Annotated in this window: 15 protein-coding genes; 10 read left to right on the top strand and 5 right to left on the bottom strand. The window is 66.8% G+C overall.

What is annotated here, in order from left to right; genetic code table 11:
- Together EGK63_RS14425 and EGK63_RS14420 are read right to left on the bottom strand one after the other, a co-directional pair.
- The coding region (locus EGK63_RS14425; protein WP_165906624.1) for an outer membrane beta-barrel protein at positions 1–323 on the bottom strand (323 nt) is incomplete at its 3' end.
- Positions 324–473: 150 nt separating this feature from the next.
- Positions 474–2,597, bottom strand: coding sequence for a sugar phosphate nucleotidyltransferase (locus tag EGK63_RS14420; RefSeq protein WP_125902068.1), 2,124 nt, complete (start codon positions 2,595–2,597; stop codon positions 474–476).
- Positions 2,598–2,723: 126 nt separating this feature from the next.
- Between EGK63_RS14420 and argB the strand changes: the two genes are divergently transcribed.
- The 4 genes from argB to EGK63_RS14395 all read left to right on the top strand — a co-directional run bounded on the left by argB (position 2,724) and on the right by EGK63_RS14395 (position 7,635).
- Complete coding sequence (argB, locus tag EGK63_RS14415; protein WP_003163944.1) at positions 2,724–3,653, top strand: acetylglutamate kinase; 930 nt, start codon at positions 2,724–2,726, stop codon at positions 3,651–3,653.
- Complete coding sequence (locus EGK63_RS14410; protein WP_125902067.1) at positions 3,650–4,363, top strand: pyrimidine 5'-nucleotidase; 714 nt, start codon at positions 3,650–3,652, stop codon at positions 4,361–4,363. Before argB ends, EGK63_RS14410 begins: the two co-directional genes overlap by 4 nt.
- Positions 4,360–5,229, top strand: coding sequence for a 2,3,4,5-tetrahydropyridine-2,6-dicarboxylate N-succinyltransferase (dapD, locus tag EGK63_RS14405; protein ID WP_125902066.1), 870 nt, complete (start codon positions 4,360–4,362; stop codon positions 5,227–5,229). The genes EGK63_RS14410 and dapD overlap by 4 nt, the downstream gene beginning before the upstream one ends.
- Positions 5,230–5,565: 336 nt before the next feature.
- Positions 5,566–7,635, top strand: a complete 2,070-nt coding sequence (locus EGK63_RS14395; protein WP_125902064.1) for a S8 family peptidase — start codon at positions 5,566–5,568, stop codon at positions 7,633–7,635.
- A gap of 128 nt (positions 7,636–7,763) precedes the next feature.
- On the opposite strand, the gene EGK63_RS14390 is transcribed toward EGK63_RS14395, so the two are convergent.
- The gene (locus tag EGK63_RS14390) at positions 7,764–8,939 is read right to left on the bottom strand and encodes an acetyl-CoA C-acetyltransferase (protein ID WP_125902063.1); all 1,176 of its coding nucleotides are present in this window, start codon (positions 8,937–8,939) and stop codon (positions 7,764–7,766) included.
- A gap of 165 nt (positions 8,940–9,104) precedes the next feature.
- On the opposite strand from EGK63_RS14390, the gene EGK63_RS14385 reads away from it, so the two are divergent.
- The 3 genes from EGK63_RS14385 (at position 9,105) to EGK63_RS14375 (ending at position 10,876) form a co-directional block, all read left to right on the top strand.
- On the top strand, positions 9,105–9,800 hold the full coding sequence (locus tag EGK63_RS14385; protein ID WP_200168554.1) for a hemolysin III family protein: 696 nt from the start codon (positions 9,105–9,107) through the stop codon (positions 9,798–9,800).
- A gap of 121 nt (positions 9,801–9,921) precedes the next feature.
- Entirely contained in the window at positions 9,922–10,503 is a 582-nt protein-coding gene (gene phaR, locus EGK63_RS14380; RefSeq protein WP_125902072.1) for a polyhydroxyalkanoate synthesis repressor PhaR, read from the top strand.
- 7 nt (positions 10,504–10,510) lie between these two features.
- Positions 10,511–10,876: a hypothetical protein gene (locus EGK63_RS14375; RefSeq protein WP_125902062.1), complete on the top strand. Its 366-nt coding sequence runs from the start codon at positions 10,511–10,513 to the stop codon at positions 10,874–10,876.
- Positions 10,877–11,055: 179 nt separating this feature from the next.
- On the opposite strand, the gene EGK63_RS14370 is transcribed toward EGK63_RS14375, so the two are convergent.
- A complete protein-coding gene (locus EGK63_RS14370) occupies positions 11,056–11,793 on the bottom strand; it encodes a glycosyltransferase family 2 protein (protein ID WP_125902061.1) in 738 nt (245 codons plus the stop codon).
- Between the two features lie 104 nt (positions 11,794–11,897).
- On the opposite strand from EGK63_RS14370, the gene EGK63_RS14365 reads away from it, so the two are divergent.
- The 3 genes from EGK63_RS14365 to EGK63_RS14355 are packed head-to-tail and all read left to right on the top strand — an operon-like array spanning position 11,898 to position 15,894.
- Positions 11,898–13,604, top strand: a complete 1,707-nt coding sequence (locus EGK63_RS14365; RefSeq protein ID WP_125902060.1) for a glycosyltransferase family 39 protein — start codon at positions 11,898–11,900, stop codon at positions 13,602–13,604.
- A complete protein-coding gene (locus tag EGK63_RS14360) occupies positions 13,601–14,524 on the top strand; it encodes a hydroxymethylglutaryl-CoA lyase (protein WP_125902059.1) in 924 nt (307 codons plus the stop codon). Before EGK63_RS14365 ends, EGK63_RS14360 begins: the two co-directional genes overlap by 4 nt.
- Positions 14,525–14,577: 53 nt before the next feature.
- Positions 14,578–15,894, top strand: a complete 1,317-nt coding sequence (locus EGK63_RS14355; RefSeq protein WP_125902058.1) for a glycosyltransferase family 1 protein — start codon at positions 14,578–14,580, stop codon at positions 15,892–15,894.
- On the opposite strand, the gene EGK63_RS14350 is transcribed toward EGK63_RS14355, so the two are convergent.
- On the bottom strand, positions 15,891–17,816 hold the full coding sequence (locus EGK63_RS14350) for a tetratricopeptide repeat protein (RefSeq protein WP_125902057.1): 1,926 nt from the start codon (positions 17,814–17,816) through the stop codon (positions 15,891–15,893). The two genes, EGK63_RS14355 and EGK63_RS14350, sit on opposite strands and share 4 nt — an antisense overlap.
- Positions 17,817–17,827: the final 11 nt, after the last annotated feature.

Here is a 17,827-nt window from a genome sequence, read left to right as displayed (position 1 = left end):
GCCGGCGTCAGGTTGCACAGGCCTTGCGGGCCCGAGACGGCGCGCACCTTGCCGATGTCGCCCGAGCGGTAGCCGCCCTCGAGTTCAACACGCCAGTTCGGGTTGAAGCGGTAGCCCAGACGAGCAAAAGCCGCCCAGCCGTCGTTCACTTCCCAGTTCCAGTTGTGACCGGTCGCCGAGGCTTCCGTGTTGATGTCGTCGATGATGTGGTAGCCGGCGTCGATCGCGCCGTACCAGCCATCAGGCTCAGCCGAAGCAGCGCCGGCCGACAGGGCCAGGGCGGCCGCCGCGCTCGACGCCAGGATCAAACTCTTGACACGCATAGGATGCGGCCCTCCGAGGTTTATTGATAGGTGGGCGATATTCAGTCACCGCCTGAGGCGACCCTTACCAGCGTCACCTTAGCGGGTCGAGTACGAAACGCGCATAAATCGCCTTCCGCAACACAGGCGTGTTCAGAAAGCTACAGGACGTTAATGAAGACCTAACTGCAACTTCCCGACTGTTCTCGAAGATAAAATGCGAACTGCCTGTTCGAAAGCCGAATGTAAAAGACGTAGAGATCGCGCGGAAACCGCCTCACCAATAAAACGCCCATCCTCCAAGCGCACGTCACGCCAAAGCCCGTGATCAGTAAGATACTGGAAAACGGCGTAAAGAGCCTGCCTAGCATCATCCCCACGCTCTTCTCCGTCCTCGGAGCCAGGCGAGTTCCCCATGACAAGCGCGGCTTTCAGCCACAGTAGTTGAGAGTCGCGATACGCGCGCCGCGCGCCGGCGCCGTTCTGCTGGCTCTTGGCGTCAAGCACGAATCCAGAGCGGAGATCGACGCTTTCTCGTGCGTGAGTATAGAGCAGCTCCGCCGCCGCCCTTGACGCTACCGAGCCGCCACCGCCATGAACCGCCAACAGCGACGCCCACTCGAAGCTCACGCCTGGGCTAAGCCCTCTCCCCTCATCAGACAACCGCAGGGCCTCTCCGGGTTCCAGCAGCCTTTCTATCGCCGTCGCAGCTAGCGTATCAGCCGTGTCGCGCCATGACGGATCCGAGCCGACGTCCGCCCAAGCAAGAGCCGCCTCAAAAATTCCTGCACTCCGGTCGAACACCCCCTCGGCCGCCCCGTCGCGAAGCAAGCGTTCCATGAGATCAATCGACCGCGACTCATAGTCATCCTCTACGCCGTCCAGGTGCTGAACAGCAGCCCAGGCGAGCAAAAGCGCGGCTCCTTCGATGACAGGGTCATCCGAGCTCGCGCATTCGTCTCCCTCTTCACGAGAACAAAGCATTGTCGCGTCAAGATAGGCCAAACCAGCTTCGACATTCCTGCGCCACGGCCCCCGCCAACCCAGCCGGCCAGCCTGAACGAATACCGTCACTTGTCGCGCCTGCGTAACAAGGCTGGTCGCAACGGCGAGAGGTCGAGCCTCAAGGCTCACCAACTCTGCAAACGCACCGTTCTCAGACTGCCCAATGGCCGACCACACCGGAAGGGCGCGCAACCGCAACCAATCCCGGAGTCGCTCCATGCCTTCCAGCAGACTGTCCTGCCGCGCTTGCGGGAAATCAACATGGTGTGGAGAGGACAGGCGAATGCGCTCGACGACCTTCTTTACATCCTGAGCTCTGGACAGGTCGCAAACGAGAACAGCATCACGCTCCGCTACGATGGCAAGATTGCGCACCCCCAGAGCCGCCACGATCATGCCGTCCGACGCACGCGCCATGCAGCCTTCGGCATCCTCAAAGATATGCCCGCCGATTTCCCCTTCCCCTGTCGCAGAGACAGCGTCCCAGGATCCCAGATCAGACCAGGCGAAATCGACCGGAAGAACCCAGGCGTTACGGGTCTTCTCCATGAGAGCGTAGTCGATCGAGACACGAGGCGCTTCGCGGAACGAGGGCCCCAGCAACGTCACGGCGTTAGGCGGCGCTTCGCTGACCGCGGCGCGGGCCGCCGCCTCGGCGCCGGGAGAGTGCTTTGACAACTCAGCGAGAAACGTTTCCGCCGAGGCGATGAAATTACCGCTATTCCAGAGATATCCGCGCTCAATATAGGTTTCGGCCGTCCGGCGGTCGGGCTTTTCGACAAACGCTTCAACCGGACCGAGGGCCGCCCCCTTTGCGCGAATATAGCCATAGGCTTCCGACGGTTCGGACGGCTCCACGCCCAGCGTGACGATGTGGCCTTCCTGTGCGAGGATCGCCGCCTGACGCACCGCCGAACGAAAAGCTTCGGCGTCCGGGATATGGTGGTCGGAGGCGACAAAGACATTGATCCCCAGGGGGGCATGCGCGTGGGTCCAAGCCGCAGCCGCAGCCATCGCCGGAGCGGAATCCCGCGCCTCGGGCTCCAGCAGGATCTGGGCCTCGACGCCGACCTCATGGAGCTGATCAAGAATGGCGCCGCGATGCGCCGCGCCGCCGACGACGAGAATGCGCCCACCGCCCTGGATCAAAGGGACGACGCGCAATGCGGTCTCTTGGAACAGCGAGCGGTTGCCGGCCAAGGGAATGAACTGCTTGGGCCGCGACGGTCGCGACGCCGGCCACAAGCGGGTTCCGGCGCCGCCGCACATGATAACGGGATAAAACGTCATGCACGCAGGGTACGCCGTAAACCTGAACAATGGAGCAATGAAAAAGGCGGGGGAGCAGTCCTCTGAATCCAACACCCCACCTTCGCCCGTGACTCCCGCCGCCCTTGGGGCTATCGAGCGCGCACGATGATAGAGACTGATCGGCAATCCGAGGAACGCGGCTGGGAAACGGCGAAGACGCTCGCCGAGGCCCTGCCCTATATCCAGGTTTATGACCGCGAGACCGTGGTCATCAAATACGGCGGCCACGCCATGGGCGAGAGCGCCGTGGCCAAGCAGTTCGCTGCGGACGTGGTGCTGCTGAAGCTGATGGGCGTGAACCCCGTGGTGGTCCACGGCGGCGGTCCGCAGATCAGCGCCATGCTGGACAAGGCGGGCGTGAAGTCGGCCTTCGTCGACGGCCTGCGCGTGACGGACAAGGACACCATGTCGGTGGCCGAGATGGTCCTGTCCGGCGCGGTCAACAAAGAGATCGCCCACTGGATCACCGTCGCCGGCAAGGAAGCCGACGTGCGCGGCGTCGGCCTGTCAGGCAAGGACGCCGGCCTGCTGACGGTCGAGAAGACCAAGCGCACCAAGCGCGACCCCGACAGCATGATCGAGCACGAAGTCGACCTGGGCTTCGTCGGCGAACCGACCAAGGTCGATCCCAAACTGATCAAGGGGCTGATCGCCTCGGAGACCGAAGACTGGGTGCCGGTCATCGCTCCCATCGGCGTGGCCGAGGACGGCCAGACCTATAACGTCAACGCCGACACCGTCGCCGGGGCCGTCGCAGGCGCCCTGCACGCCAAGCGGATGCTGCTGCTGACCGACGTGCCGGGGGTCAAGGGCGCCGACGGCGAGATCATCCGCCAGATGACGCTGGACGAGGCTCAGAGCCTGATCGACGACGGCGTCGCCACCGGCGGCATGATCCCCAAGCTGGAGACGGCCATGGCCGCCATCCGCGCGGGCGTCGAGGCCGTGGTCATCCTGGACGGGCGCCGCCCGCACGCCATGCTGGTCGAGCTGTTCACCGAGCACGGCGCCGGCACCCTGGTCAGGCGGAAGTGACGGGTTCGGCGTCGAACACGGCGCCTGAAACCGCGCCTACCGAGATCGGCGCGGACCTGCGCCATGTGCGGTCATGGGTCTTCGACCTGGACAACACCCTGTACCCGCCGGAGACGCAGTTCCTGCGTCAGGTGGAGCAGCGCATCAACCAGTACGTCGTACGCACCTCGGGTCTGGAATCGGCCGAAGCCCTGTCCGTGCAGCGCGGCTATCTGCACGACTACGGCACCTCCCTGGCCGGGCTGATGATGCACTATGAGATCGACCCGCATCACTTCCTGGCCGAGGTGCATGACGTTCCGCTGGACGTGCTGGCGCCCGATCCGGGCCTGCACGCGGCGCTGGAGCGGCTGCAGGGTCCGCGCCTGATCTTCACCAACGGCTCGGCCGGCCACGCCCAGCGGGTGATGGAGAAGCTGGAGCTGACGCCCTTCTTCGACGGGGTGTTCGCGCTGGAAGACGCCGACCTGATCCCCAAGCCGGACCCGCGCACCTTCCACAAGATGCTGGCGCGCTTCGGCGTCGACCCGGCCACGGCCTGCTTCTTCGAGGACACGCCCAAGAACCTGGAACCGGCGCGCGACCTGGGCATGACCACCGTCCTGGTCGGAACCAAGGCCTTCACCGCCGAGAGCGACCACATCCAACACCGGGCCGCCTCCCTCGGCCCTTTCCTGACCACCGCCATGCTGGACGGAGATCCGCAATGACCGACCTGACCCACCTGGAATCCGTCATCGAGGCCGCCTGGGAAGCCCGCGCCGAGGTTTCGGCCGCCACGCGCGGCGAGGTGCGCGACGCCGTCGACACCGCCCTGGCCCTGCTGGACTCCGGCCAGGCGCGCGTCGCCTCACGCGGCGCCGACGGCGTGTGGAGCACGCACCAGTGGCTGAAGAAGGCGGTGCTGCTGTCCTTCCGTCTGAACGACAACGTCATCATGCGCGCCGGCCACGCCCCCACCCTGCCGCTGTCGGCCGATCAGCCGGTCGCCGTCGGCCCCTTCTGGGACAAGGCGCCCAACAAGTTCGGCGACTGGACCGCCGCCGACTATCAGGCGGCGGGCTTCCGTTCGGTGCCGGGCGCGATCGTTCGTCGCGGCGCCTATGTCGGCAAGAACGTGGTGCTGATGCCGTCCTTCGTGAACATCGGCGCCTATGTCGATGAAGGCTCGATGGTCGACGCCTGGGCCACGGTCGGCTCGTGCGCCCAGATCGGCAAGAACGTCCACCTGTCGGGCGGAGCCGGCATCGGCGGCGTGCTGGAGCCGCTGCAGGCCAATCCGACCATCATCGAGGACGGCTGCTTCATCGGCGCCCGCGCCGAGGTGGCCGAGGGCGTCATCGTCCGCGAAGGCGCGGTGCTGGCCATGGGCGTCTATCTGTCGGCCTCGACCAAGATCGTCGACCGGGCCACGGGCGAGATCTTCCGCGGCGAGGTGCCGGCCTATTCCGTCGTGGTGCCGGGCGCCCTGCCCGATCCGAATGGCGGTCCCAGCCTGTACTGCGCCGTCATCGTCAAGCGCGTCGACGCCCAGACCCGCGCCAAGACCGGCGTCAACGAACTGCTGCGCGACTGACGACACGGCCCTCCGGACGCAGGGTTCAAAGAAAACAGGCTCGTCAATCTCTCCGAAACCGGCCTAATGGCTGAATAGGTTTCGGGAGAGGGAACCATGTCTGTTCAACGCCTGCGCGGATTTGCGATTTCGATCAGCGTTCTGGGTCTTCTGGCCCTGCCCCTGGCGGCATGCGGAGGCGGCGGAGGAGGCGGCGGGGGCATCGTCACGCCCACACCGCCGCCGCCGCCACCTCCTCCTCCTCCTCCGCCTCCGCCTCCGCCTCCACCGCCCCCTCCCCCACCGCCCCCGGCGATTCCGAGCGCGACCTCGGCCGAATACCTGCGCAACTGGGGCGTGGGGGATACGGGCGCCTTCAGCGCCTGGCAGCGCGGCGCCACAGGACGCGGCGTGACGGTCGCCGTGGTCGACAGCGGCATCAAGCTGAACCACCAGGATCTCGGCGCGAACATCTCGCCCCTGTCCACCGACGTGGTTCCGGGCCGCAACCAGCCGCAGGGCACGGACGACCACGGAACCAATGTCTCCAGCATCATCGCCGCGCCGTTCAACAACTACGGCACCGTCGGCGTGGCCTTCAACTCGACCATCATGTCGATCCGCGCCGACGTCAGCGAATGCACGGATCCCGAAGACAAGATCTGCTTCCGGTCATCCGACCTGGTGCGGTCCCTGGACTACGCCGTGCAGAACGGGGCCAAGATCATCAATCTGTCGCTGGGCGGCGAGACGCCGCTGGGCGTCCAGTTCGAGGCCGCCCTGCAACGCGCCGTCAACGCCGGCGTCATTCTCGCCATCGCCGCCGGGAACGAAGCCGGCGCCAACCCCGAATGGCCCGGCCGCTACGCCAGCGATCCCCGCTTCGCCGGGTCGATCATCGTCGTGGGCGCCCATGACCGCGCACGCCAGCTGGGCAGCTTCTCGAACAAGGCCGGCGTGTCTCAGGGCGCCTATCTGACCGCGCCGGGCGTCGATGTCATCGTCGGCTGCGAAGGCGACAGCTGCTGGCGGGTCAACGGCACCTCCTTCGCCTCTCCCGCCGTGGCGGGCGCCATGGCCCTGTTGCTGGAAGCCTTCCCCAATCTGACCGGGCGCGATGCGGTGGACATCCTGCTGCGAACCGGGGCGGACCTGGGCGACACGGGGACGGACATCACCTTCGGGCGCGGCGCGCTGGACATCGCCCGCGCCTTCCAGCCGGTGGGGACGACCTCGTCTCCGATGGCGAACGGCCAGCCGGTGAACATCGCCTTAGAGCCAGGCGCCTATGTCGGCGGACCGTTCGGCGACGCCCTGGGTCGCACCGGCGCCCTGGCGACCATCGCCCATGACGAATATGAGCGGCTGTTCCGTGTGAACCTGGGCGCCGCCTACGGCCCCCCGCCCCGCCGCAGCTATCAGCCCAGCAACCCGACGCCGATGCAGCAGTCGCAGGTGACGCTGGACGCGCCGGGCGGAGCGCGGCTGTCGCTGGCTGCGGCCACGCCGGTGGCCATGCCCGAGCCGGTGGTCGCCCGCTACACCCCCTTCGACGCGCCCTGGCTGGGCGATGAGGCGCGCAGCGAGGCCCTGTTCGACGTTCAGGCCGGGCGGCTGTCCTTCTCGGCCTGGCAGGGTCAGGGCGGGGCGCGCTCGCCGTTCCGCAGCGGTTCCGGCGACGGCTTCGTGGCCCTGAGCCAGGCCGATCACGCCCTGCGCGGCGCGATGTCGTTCGGCGCCCTGACCTTCAGCGCCGAGAGCGGATCGGGCGACCGGCGCGCCCCCCTGCGTCCGGTCGAGCGCGACGCCTCGACCTACGCCCGCGCCGGACTGGACTGGCGCGCCGAGAACGGCGGCCTATCGTTCAGTTTCGGGGCGCTGGACGAGCGGATGGGGCCGCTGGGGGCCTATCTGCCGACGCAGTCGGACTTCGCCCTGCCGTCGCGCACCCGCTTTGCGGCGGTCGGGGCGGATGTGGACCTGGGACGCGGCCTCACCCTGTCGGGCGAGGCGGGCTTCGGCCGCACCGAGCTGGAGGGGCGGTTCCTGCACCTGTCGGCCCCGGCGCTCAGCTCGACCTGGCGCGCGTCGTTGCAGTCGGCCTGTCCGACGTGGTCCTTCGCCAAGGCCCTGGGCTGCCGCAGCCTGACGTGGGAGATCTCCCAGCCGCTGCGGATCGAGGATGGGACGTTCAGCGCCTATCTGGCCGACGCGCCGCTGGACTATTTCGATCCGGTGACCTTCTCGGAGCGACGTTTCTCGGCGGCACCGTCGGGGCGGCAGATCGACTTCAGCGTCCGCAGCCTGCACGCCCTGCCCGGCGGCTCCTGGCTGCAGCTTGAGGCCGTCGCCAGTCGCGAGGAGCAGCACCGCGCGGGCGCCCCGACCGGCTACGCCCTGCTGGGCAGCTGGCGGCGGGGGTTTTGAGGCGGGGCCTCCGCCTTCACTTCCCGCCGATCCCGGCGGACGCCGGGATGAGCGGGGGTTATAGGGCGCAAGCAAAAAGGCCGACGATCGCTCGCCGGCCTTTCCTGCTTCCACCTGTGGCGTCGTGCTTAGCCGCGCTCGACGCACAGGGCCACGCCCATGCCGCCGCCGATGCACAGGGTGGCCAGACCCTTCTTGGCGCCCGAACGCTTCATCTCGTGCAGCAGCGTCGTCAGAACGCGCGCGCCCGAGGCGCCGACCGGGTGGCCGATGGCGATAGCGCCGCCGTTGACGTTGACCTTGGCCGGGTCGAGGCCCAGCTCCTTGACCACGCACAGCGACTGGGCGGCGAAGGCCTCGTTGGACTCGATCAGGTCCAGATCGGCGACGGTCCAACCCGCCTTCTCCAGCGCCTTCCTGGACGCCGGGATCGGGCCCGTGCCCATGATGGCCGGATCGACGCCCGCCGTGGCCCACGACGCGATGCGGGCCAGCGGCTCCAGACCACGCGCCTTGGCCTCATCGGCGCTCATCAGCACCAGGGCGGCGGCGCCGTCGTTGATGCCCGAGGCGTTGGCCGCCGTCACCGTGCCGTCCTTGACGAAGGCGGGTTTCAGCTTCTCCATCGCCTCGAGAGTGGCGCCGTGGCGGATGTATTCGTCCTGATCCACGACCACGTCGCCCTTGCGGGTCGAGATCGTGACGGGAACGATTTCGTCGGTGAATTTACCGGCCTTCTGGGCGGCCTCGGCCTTGTTCTGCGAGGCGACGGCGAAGGCGTCCTGAGACGCGCGGTCGATCGACCACTTGTTCGCGATGTTCTCGGCCGTCTGGCCCATGTGATAGCCGTGGAAGGCGTCGATCAGCCCGTCCTGCAGCATGCTGTCCTTGAAGGCCAGCTCGCCCATCTTCTGGCCGTTGCGCAGCTGGGCCGTGTGCGGCGACTGGCTCATGCTTTCCTGACCGCCGGCGACGACGATCTTGGCGTCGCCCTGCACGATCTGCTGATAGGCCAGGGCCACGGCGCGCAGGCCCGAGCCGCACAGCTGGTTCAGGCTCCAGGCCGGGGTTTCATTGGCGAGGCCCGCGCCGATGGCCGCCTGACGCGCCGGCCCCTGGCCCGCGCCCGCCTGCAGCACCTGGCCCAGGATCACCTCGTCCACATCAACGGGCGCGACGCCCGCGCGCTCCAGCGCCGCCTTGATGGCGACCTCGCCCAGCTTGGAGGCCGGAAGGGTCGACAGGGCGCCGAGGAAGGAGCCGACCGGCGTGCGGGCGGCGGAGACGATGACAACGTCGGTCATTTTATTCACTCCCTGGAGAAATTCTTTGCGCGAGGTTGTGCCGCATTCGCAGACGCCCGTCACCTGTTGCGATGCAGCAATCAGCAAAACGTCATCGCCGCGCCGCAGCATCCGCGGGGAACGATGCCCCACGCCGTGCTTTCAGAAGGGGAAGGAGACGTGATCTTGCTGAAAGCTATCGCCCGTCGGATCTGCACCCCCGACGATCTGGACATGATCGAACACTATCAGACGCGGGCCGAGCGGCTGGCCGATCTGTGGGTGCATGTCGTGGGCCTGGCGCTGGCGGCGGCGGGCGGGGTGGTGCTGGCGGTGCTGGCCAGCGTCTATGCCGGGGTGGGCGCGGCCGTTTCGACGGCGATCTACGCCCTGTGTCTGGTGGCCATGCTGACGGCCTCGACCGTCTACAACCTGACCCATCCGTGCGCGGCGCGGCCCGTGCTGCGTCGGCTGGACGAGGCGGCCATCTTCCTGATGATCGCGGGCAGCTACACCCCCTTCACCGCCGTGCGGTTCGAGGGGGCTTGGTCCGTGGGCTTCACCCTGGCGGTGTGGACCATGGCCATCGTGGGCGCGGGGGTGAAGATGCTGGCGCCGCGCCTGTCCGACGCCTTCTGGAGCGTGATCTACGTCCTGTTCGGCTGGGTGGCGGTGTTTGCGCTGAAGCCGATGATCGAGACGGTGCACCCGCTGGCGCTGGGCCTGCTGGTCGCAGGCGGGCTGATCTATACGGCCGGGGTCTTCGTCTTCATCAGCCAGAAGGTGAAGTTCCGCCGCGCCATCTGGCACGGCTTCGTCGTCACCGGCGCGGGCGTGCACTGGGCCGCCGTGCTGATCGGCGTGGTGCTGGTCCAGGCCTGAAACGCCGCGGCAAAGACGGGACTCGCCTTCGCGCGCGCAATGCGGGATGCTTGGGCGTTGCAACATCGCGAGAACAAGCGTGACCGACAAGAAATCCGAGGGCGGAAAAACCCGTGACGGCATGGTCGTCATCAAGAAATATGCGAACCGGCGGCTCTACAACACCGCCACCAGCGCCTATGTGACGCTGGACGATCTGGCCCGCATGGTGCGCGAAGGCGTGGAATTCGTCGTCTATGACGCCAAGACCAACGACGATCTGACGCGCCAGATCCTGACCCAGATCATCTTCGAGGAAGAAAGCCGGGGCGAGGCCCTGCTGCCGGTGCAGTTCCTGCGCCAGCTGATCGGTTTCTACGGCAACTCCATGCAGGGGGTTCTGCCGTCCTATCTGGAGATGTCGCTGGATACGTTCACGCGCCAGCAGGAGCAGCTGCGCGGCCAGTTCACGCGCGCCTTCGCCGCCGCGCCCGGCGGCAATCTGATGGAAGAGGCCGTGCGCCAGAACATGGCCATGTTCGAGCGCGCCATGCGGATGTTCCCCGGCTTCGCCCACGCCCGCCCGGAAGGCGAGGCGGCCGAAGCGCCCGCCGCCGAACCCAAGGCTGAACTGGCCAAGGAAGGCGCGGCGCTGGACGAGATGCGCCGCCAGATGGACGAGATGCGGGCTCAGATCGACCGCCTTGCCCAGTCCAAGGGCTGAGGCCGAGGTGACGGATGAAATCCGTCCCATCGGCGCGTCGGGACCGCTGAACGACCCCGTCGTGGACGACCGCCGCGAAGGCGACCGCCGCCATCGCGAGCGGCGGCGCGCGCGCGCCCTGGTCCCGACCGAAGCCGAGGCGTCGCAAGAGGCGGCCGATCCTGCCGCCTCCCCGGCAAAGCCTGCCGTCACCCCGCCCCCGCCGCCCGCCGCCTTCGCCGCCCAGGTGCTGGGTCAGTCGGGGCAGAAGCGCGGGCTGAAGGGCGGCGTTCCGGTGCTGGACGCCGCGCGCACCACCTATCTGGGCCGGGAATATTCGGGGCGGCACGACCGACGCCCGTCGCCGGGACGATCGCGCAAGACCGAGATCTGACGCCGACTGGCGCCCGACTTGCGTAGGCCAAGGCTCAACCGCCTTCGGATCGCGCCATGCCCGCCGTTTTCAGCCTCGCCGCCCGCCTGCTCGACGTCACCGTGGTGGCGGTGATCTTTCTGGCGTTCAGCTAGGGGGCGCTCATTCCCGCCGGGATGAGCGGATAGAAAGCGCGTAGCTCAGAACTCGCTGATCGTCCCCGGACGGCGTGAGCGGGACTTCAGCCACATCACGCCCAACAGGTCCGAGAAGGACGCCCGCAGCCGTCCCCAGTTGGTGTATTTCGACCGGCCCGTCTCGCGGTGGCGGTGATCGACGTCGAGGTAGCGGTTCTCATACCCCTCGCGGATCATCAGGGCGGGCAGGTAGCGGTGGATGTGATCGAAGTAGGGCAGCCGCAGGAAGACGTCGCGACGGAACGCCTTCAGCCCGCAGCCGGTGTCGTCGGCGTCGTCGCCCAGCAGCTTCTTGCGGATGCGGTTGGCCCACAGGGAGGCCTGGCGCTTGGCGTTGGTGTCCTGACGCTTGGCGCGCACCCCGCCGACCAGGGCGACGCTGGGCGGCGCGGCCAGCAGGGCGTCGGCCAGACGCGGCGCATCGGCGGGCGGATTCTGGCCGTCGCCGTCCAGCGTCACCACGATCGGCGCCCGCGCGGCCAGGACGCCGGTGCGCACCGCCCGGCTCTGCCCCGCATTGGTTCCGTGCGACAGCACCCGCAGGGCGGGCAGTTCGGCCATCGCCGCCTGAAGTTCGGCCAGGGTCGAATCCCGGCTGGCGTCGTTGACGAAGATCATCTCATAGGACCGCCCGGCGAAAGCCTCGGCGATTTCACGCGCCAGGGGCACGGCGGCGCCGGATTCGTCATGCACGGGCACGACGACGGAAATGTCGGGCGAAGAAGCGGAGCGGTCGATCATCGACGCTCTTTAGCGCACGCCGCGCCTCGGCGAAACGGCGCGTCCACAGCCGGTGAAGAAGGTGAAGCTTCCGGGGGCCGCACCCGGCGTGATACGACAGCGGCATGAACCGCCCAAACCTGGATCATTACATCGCCGGCTGGCGCGGCCCCGTCCTTGCGGCCCTGCTGGCCCTGATCGCCGGCCTGCCCAGCCTGATGCTGTTGCCGCCGCTGGATCGGGACGAGAGCCGTTTCGCCCAGGCGACGGCCCAGATGCTGGAAGGCGGCGATTACGTCGACATCCGCTTCCAGGACGATCCGCGCTGGAAGAAGCCCATCGGCATCTACTGGATGCAGGCGGCGACCGTGGCCGCGACCTCGGACGTCGAGGACCGCAGCATCCAGCCCTATCGCCTGCCGTCGCTGATAGGGGCCATGCTGGCGGCCTGGGCCGTGGCCTGGGCGGGCGCGGCCCTGTTCGGCCAGAGGGCGGGCTTCCTGGCGGGCGCCATGCTGGGCGCCACCTTCCTGCTGTCGACCGAGGCGGGCATCGCCAAGACCGACGCCATGCTGGCGGGTCTGACCACCCTGTCGATGGCGGCGCTGGCGCGCATCTACATGTCCACGCGGGCGGGCGAGAAGGCGAAGCGGCTGCACAAGCTGCTGTTCTGGGCGGGCATCGGCCTGTCCATCCTGATCAAGGGACCGATCGGCCTGCTGGTCGTGGCCCTGACCATCATCGCCCTGTCGCTGTGGGATCGGAACATCAAGTGGCTGGGCCAGCTCGGCTGGGGCTGGGGTCTGCCGCTGGTGGCCCTGCTGGTCGGGCCGTGGGCCATCGCCATCACCATCGCCACCGACGGCGGCTTCTGGCGCGAGGCCATCGGCGGCGATCTGGCGCCCAAGATCGCGGGCGCCCACGAAAGCCACGGCGGCTTCCCCGGCATGTATGTGCTGCTGTCGCCGCTGCTGCTGTTCCCCGTCACCCTGATGCTGCCCGCCGCCCTGTCGACCGGTTGGCATCGCCGGGCCGAGCCCGCGATCCGCTTCGCCGTCTGCTGGCTGGTCCCGGCCTGGCTGATGTTCGAGCTGGCCCCGACCAAGCTGTGGCACTACACCCTGCCGACCTTCGGGGCGATCGCCCTGCTGGCCGCCGCCGCCCTGACCCAGCCGATCGGCAAGGTCTCGCGCGTGACCGGCGCCTTGCTGGGCCTGTTCGCCGCCGTGGTCATCTGCCTGATCACCGTCTACGGCCTGACCGAGTTCGGCCGCTCGACCGCCCAGACCTGGGCTACCGTCACCATCGTCTTCGCCGTCATGGCCGCCGCCGTGGGCGGCTTCCTGCTGGTCAACCGCGCGGCGATCACCGGAGTGCTGATCGCCATCGTCTTCGGCATTCTGGCGCACGCGGGCCTGGCCGGGACCATCCGCCAGCTACGTCCGCTGTCGATCGCGCCGCGCCTGGTGCAGACGCTGGACTCGGCCGAGCTGAACCCCGCCCAGGGCCGCTATCCGGGGCCGGTGGCCATCACCACCTTCCATGAGCCCAGCTTCGTCTTCCTGACCGGCAAGGACACCCAACTGACCGACGGCGCCGGCGCCGCGCGCGCCCTGGCCGAGGGCCGCCCCGCCATCGTCGAGGCTCGCGACGACGAAGCCTTCCGCCGCGCCCTGGCCGATCTGGGCGCCGCCGGGCGCGCCGTCGGCGTGGTCAGCGGCCACAACTATTCCTCGGGCGACGACGTCCGCCTGACCGTCTATGCGCCCGCCGGATCGGGCCAGAGAAGCCTGAGCCAGAGAAGCCCGAACCAGGGGAGCACCCGCCGATGAGCCGCTTCATCCAGATCGTCGAGGTCGGCCCGCGCGACGGCCTGCAGAACGAGAAGACGGTGCTGGAGCCGGCCGTCCGCGCTGACTTCGTGCAACGCCTTGAAGCGGCCGGGGCGAAGCGCATCGAGGCCGTCAGCTTCGTCCACCCCAAATACGTGCCACAGATGGCGGGCGCCGAAGAGGTCATGGCCGCCCTGCCCCGCACTGAAGGGCGCAGCCGCATCGGCCTCGTTTTGAACGGCAAGGGCTACGACCGCGCCCTGGGCACGGCGGTGGACGAGGTCAACGTCGCCATGTCCGCCACTGACGGCTTCGGCCTGAAGAACCAGGGCCTCAGCGTCGACCAGCAGGTGCAGATGCTGTCCGAGATCGTGACGGGTCGCGCCAACGCAGAAGGCGCGCCCGGCGCGACGCCCAGGCTGTCCGCCACCCTGTCCTGCGTCTGGGGCTGTCCGTTCGACGGCGAGGTCTCGGTGCAGCAGGTCGGTGATCTGGTCGCCCGCATCGCCGCCCTGGGCGTCGAGGAGATCGCCCTGGCCGACACCATCGGCGTCGGCGATCCGTGGAGCGTGACGAAGAAGGTCGAGGCCGCCCGCCAGGCTGCGCCGAACGCGACGCTGCGCCTGCATTTCCACGACACCCGCAACACGGGCCTCGCCAACGCCTATGCGGGCGTGGAAGCCGGCGTCGACGTGCTGGACGCCTCGGTCGGCGGCATCGGCGGCTGCCCCTTCGCGCCGGGCGCGACCGGCAACATCGCCACCGAGGATCTGGTCTACATGCTGGAGCGCGCGGGCTATTCGACCGGCTACGACCTGGACGCCCTAATCGCTGCGGCCCGCTGGATCGGCGGACAGATCGGCAAACCCAACCCCAGCGCGCTCAGCCGCGCGGGCGGGTGGCCCACGCAGTCGGCCTGACCTTCTACGCGCCATCGCGGCCCTAGCCACGTCCTTTACCCGAAAGCTTGATCATGACGAGCGCCATCTGCATCGACGGCTTCAATCTGGTCCGCCCCCAGGGTACGGGCATCGCCACCTATAGCCGGAATCTGTTGTACACGGCCCGCTCGCTCGGCCTTGAAACCAGCGCCATGTTCGGCCCCGCCCTATCGACCGACGCGCTCAGGGGATTTGAGACAGTAGCGCTGCTGGATCCCGAGCGCCCCGCCTCTCGACTACGCCTAAAGCAACGCATTGAGCGTGACCTGAGCACATGGTTCAGCCCCATGGGCCGCACACTTCGCCCCATTCAGGTTTCAGATGATGTCATCTGGCCCGGCGGCGACGCAGCACGGCCCCCCGTCGACCAGTGCTGGGTGGCCCGCGATCTGTTTCAGCGCGCGCACCGGGCCTTCAAGCTGCACGGACGCGGCACACCCGTAACCTTCGATAGCAGGCATTCGGCAGCGCCGGCAGTGGCCCACTGGACGACCCTGATGCCGGTTCACGCGCGCAACGCGCCGAACATCTACACCATCCACGACCTGATCCCCCTACGCCTGCCGCACACGACGTTGAACAACAAGCCGCTGTTTCTCGATATGTGCCGTGAAGTGGCTCGACGTGCGGACCATATCGCCGTCGTGTCCGAAGCAACGCGGCAAGATGTCATCCGAATGCTCGGCGTGCCGGAAGATCGCGTCACCAACACTTATCAGGCGGTCAGCCTGCCTCCCGCCTTGGTGAATCGATCTCAGGTGGAGGTTGAAACCGAGCTGGAAGCCGCGTTCGGGCTAGAATGGGGCTCCTACTTCATGCACTTCGGCGCCGTCGAACCTAAAAAGAATCTTGGCCGGGTGGTCGAGGCCTATCTGGCGTCAGGCGTTTCGACGCCCCTGGTGGTTGTCGGCGGACCGGGGTGGATGTCTGATCCGGAGATGGCCCTCCTGAAACAGGCGCAACGGTTGCACGGCGCGGCATGCCGCATCCACCAGTACGAGTACATGTCCTATGCGATGTTGATCAGCCTGATCAGGGGAGCGAAGGGCATACTCTTTCCGTCGCTCTACGAAGGCTTTGGACTGCCCGTTCTCGAAGCCATGAGTCTTGGCGCGCCCGTGCTGACTTCCGATCAGGGGTCATTGCCAGAAGTCGCAGGCGACGCCGCCCTTCAGGTCGATCCCTATGACGTGGGAGCCGTCAGCAAGGGCATACGAAAGTTGGACGCCGACCCTGACTGGCGAGCCGAGGCCTCCCGCCGCGGACGCATCCAGGCGACCAAGTTCAGCCAAGCCGCCTACCAGGATAGGCTCCGCGATCTCTACGCCAGGGTAGGCGTATCCGCCTAAACCGGCCCCTCAGGACGGCTAGCAGTCTTTAGGGCCCAATCAACCACCTGATCCGTCGTCAAAGGCCGCCGTCCGGCATAAAGGCGGGCGCCTCTTGTCTCCCATTGGGGGTTTCTAGTGGGATCATAGGCGGCCCACGGCGCCCACCGTGCCAGCAAGATGGCCATTTCCGCTTCGGCGCGACGCCGTTTCCCGTCCTCATTGGCGTGACCGCGCGTTAGCGATTCATGATGCCGCAACTCGATTTCAGGCGCGTACAACACCGCCCAGTTCAGCGCTCTCGCCTTCAAACAGAAATCAACATCGCTGCAGGAAATCGGCAAATCAACCTCATCGAAGCCGCCCACAACTTCGAAAACGGCACGGCGCATAGCCATGAACCCCCCGGTCACAGCCGTTGCCGGTCGCCGTCGCGTCCATCGCTCAAGGGGGCCGGCGTCGTCGCCCTTGGCGCGCCAGCCGTCATGCAGAGGTTCACCGTTGAGCCCCCCCATGACGATGCCGCCATGCTGCAACAGGCCGTTGGGGTAAAGCAGTCTCGCGCCGACGACGCCGACACCATCCGCATTCAGGAGGGCCCTAAGATGGTCGTCCCATCCAGGCGTTCGCATTTCCATGTCATTGTTGGCGAAAACAATGATCGGCTGATCACGTCCCTCACAGGCCTGATTGTTCAGTCTTGACCAATTAAAGGGTTCGTCGATGCGGATAACGTTGACCTCCGCGCCGCGCACATTCCCGAACACTTCCGGGAGTATTCTTTGCCGACTCCCGTTGTCGACGATAACAATTTCTAGCGCTTGCGGGTGAGCGGCCAAGTTGACGAGACTCCGGACCATCACCACGAGTTCATCGATCGCATCACGCGTCGGGATCACAACGAGCACCTGATCTTCAGTACTCTCCCTGGAGCCTATCTCAAGCGGCATCGAACGTCGCTTGCTCGAGCACGACAACACCAAGGGTATGTGCATGACCACGCCTGCTAACAGGGCCTCTCCAAGCGCCTCATAAACGCGCCCCGTCGGTCCCAGCGTTGTCCTCGAGAAAATGGCGAGGGTCGGAGGAGCGGGGTTTGTCGCGAGATCAAAACGGTCGGGCGCCGATTGAAGTACGGCTTTTCCACTGAATTCTTCATGATCGGCATAGGCAGCCGTCGCCCCCTGATCGACTGCCCAAAGAAGCCAGTCCAGGGCCCCGGTCTTTAGGACTACCCCAGCCTCTGCATAGATTACGGCCACGGCCCTTTCGGCGCCATCAGCTTCATCATTGTTGAAGGCGAAGTCCGCTTTGCTGGGCAGCGTCCCCTCGAAATCCAGAACAGATATGGAGCCAACCGCATTCGACGCACATCGGGCTGAACGGACGGTCTCCATTACCGACTCGGCAGAGGCTCCAGCCGCTACAATCCGGAGGTTGACGTACCTTACGCTCGATTTCGTAGGGGGTGGCGCAGGCAGCGCCAGATCGGGGACCGTCGCCGCACGGGCGATCTTCTTCAGAGCCTCCTGCGCAGAAACATTCGACGGATCCTCATCCAGGATACGGGAGTAGGTGATTTTGGCCCGGTCAATCGATCCGATCTCATCCAATGCATCCGCCAGAGCAAGCTTGACCTTGGCTTTGTCAGGTCGGCTTTCGGCCAAGGCCGTCAAACGAACAACAGCATCCTCCGAACGCCCTGCCTCGCGCAGCACGCCCGCCAAACGAAGCTGGATGCCCAAATCCTGCGGCGCCCTTTCCAGATAGGTTTCATACGCTGCAATGGCTTCATCTAGCCGGTTGAAACGTCGAGCCTCATCACCCGCTACCGCACCAAAACGTCGACGCATTCTCTCTCGTCGCGCCTCAAGCAGGATCCCCTTCAGGTTATGCAAAAGACTCACGAAGAATAGCGCCGATGTGTTGATTTCATTCCCCATACCATGGAAAG

The sequence above is a fragment of the Brevundimonas sp. 357 genome (assembly GCF_003938605.1).
In the GTDB taxonomy this organism is placed as follows: domain Bacteria; phylum Pseudomonadota; class Alphaproteobacteria; order Caulobacterales; family Caulobacteraceae; genus Brevundimonas.
Note: the sequence above shows the minus strand (reverse complement) of the source record. Positions and strands in the feature narration are given on the sequence as shown.

Excerpts from the sequence above, each read along its gene's own strand:
- dapD (WP_125902066.1), top strand. The coding sequence starts at position 4,360 with ATGACCGACCTGACCCACCTGGAATCCGTCATCGAGGCCGCCTGGGAA.
- EGK63_RS14350 (WP_125902057.1), bottom strand. The coding sequence starts at position 17,816 with ATGGGGAATGAAATCAACACATCGGCGCTATTCTTCGTGAGTCTTTTG.
- EGK63_RS14390 (WP_125902063.1), bottom strand. The coding sequence starts at position 8,939 with ATGACCGACGTTGTCATCGTCTCCGCCGCCCGCACGCCGGTCGGCTCC.
- argB (WP_003163944.1), top strand. The coding sequence starts at position 2,724 with ATGATAGAGACTGATCGGCAATCCGAGGAACGCGGCTGGGAAACGGCG.
- phaR (WP_125902072.1), top strand. The coding sequence starts at position 9,922 with ATGGTCGTCATCAAGAAATATGCGAACCGGCGGCTCTACAACACCGCC.
- EGK63_RS14355 (WP_125902058.1), top strand. The coding sequence starts at position 14,578 with ATGACGAGCGCCATCTGCATCGACGGCTTCAATCTGGTCCGCCCCCAG.
- EGK63_RS14360 (WP_125902059.1), top strand. The coding sequence starts at position 13,601 with ATGAGCCGCTTCATCCAGATCGTCGAGGTCGGCCCGCGCGACGGCCTG.
- EGK63_RS14370 (WP_125902061.1), bottom strand. The coding sequence starts at position 11,793 with ATGATCGACCGCTCCGCTTCTTCGCCCGACATTTCCGTCGTCGTGCCC.
- EGK63_RS14365 (WP_125902060.1), top strand. The coding sequence starts at position 11,898 with ATGAACCGCCCAAACCTGGATCATTACATCGCCGGCTGGCGCGGCCCC.
- EGK63_RS14420 (WP_125902068.1), bottom strand. The coding sequence starts at position 2,597 with ATGACGTTTTATCCCGTTATCATGTGCGGCGGCGCCGGAACCCGCTTG.